This is a genomic window from Azospirillum griseum (genome assembly GCF_003966125.1).
Classification (GTDB): domain Bacteria; phylum Pseudomonadota; class Alphaproteobacteria; order Azospirillales; family Azospirillaceae; genus Azospirillum; species Azospirillum griseum.
This window is the reverse complement of sequence record NZ_RXMA01000067.1, coordinates 1,112-1,809: the sequence shown is the minus strand read 5'-3', so window position 1 is coordinate 1,809 and position 698 is coordinate 1,112. Positions and strand designations below refer to the sequence as shown.

Sequence of the window (698 nt, the reverse complement as noted above, 5' to 3'; positions counted from 1 at the left end):
CCTACACCGGCACTGGCAACTTCACCGGTGTGGGCAATGCCTTGGACAACCTGATTCAGGGTGGCGTGGGCAATGACACGCTGTCGGGTGGTGTGGGCAATGACACGCTGTCGGGTGGCGCTGGTAACGATACGCTGGTGGGTGGTCTGGGCAACGACGTCTACATCGTGGACGATGCTGGCGATGTGGTGACGGAACTGGCCGGTGAAGGCAGCGACGAGGTGCGCACCAGCCTTTCCAGCTACAGCCTGTCGGCGAATGTGGAAACGCTCACCTACACCGGCACCGGCAACTTCACCGGTGTGGGCAATGCCTTGGACAACCTGATTCAGGGTGGCGTGGGCAATGACACGCTGTCGGGCGGTGTGGGCAACGACACGCTGGTGGGTGGTCTGGGCAACGACGTCTACATCGTGGACGATGCTGGCGATGTGGTGACGGAACTGGCCGGTGAAGGCAGCGACGAGGTGCGCACCAGCCTTTCCAGCTACAGCCTGTCGGCGAATGTGGAAACGCTCACCTACACCGGCACCGGCAACTTCACCGGTGTGGGCAATGCCTTGGACAATCTGATCCAGGGCGGTGTGGGCAATGACACGCTGTCGGGCGGCGCTGGCAACGACACACTGGTGGGTGGTCTCGGCAATGATGTCCTCATGGGAATGGCTGGCAACAATCAGTTAGACGGCGGCGATGGG

At 61.9% G+C, this 698-nt stretch carries 1 protein-coding gene; it reads left to right on the top strand.

What is annotated here, in order from left to right:
* On the top strand, positions 1-698 hold a 698-nt coding region (locus EJ903_RS27870; protein ID WP_246015994.1), incomplete at both ends, for a calcium-binding protein.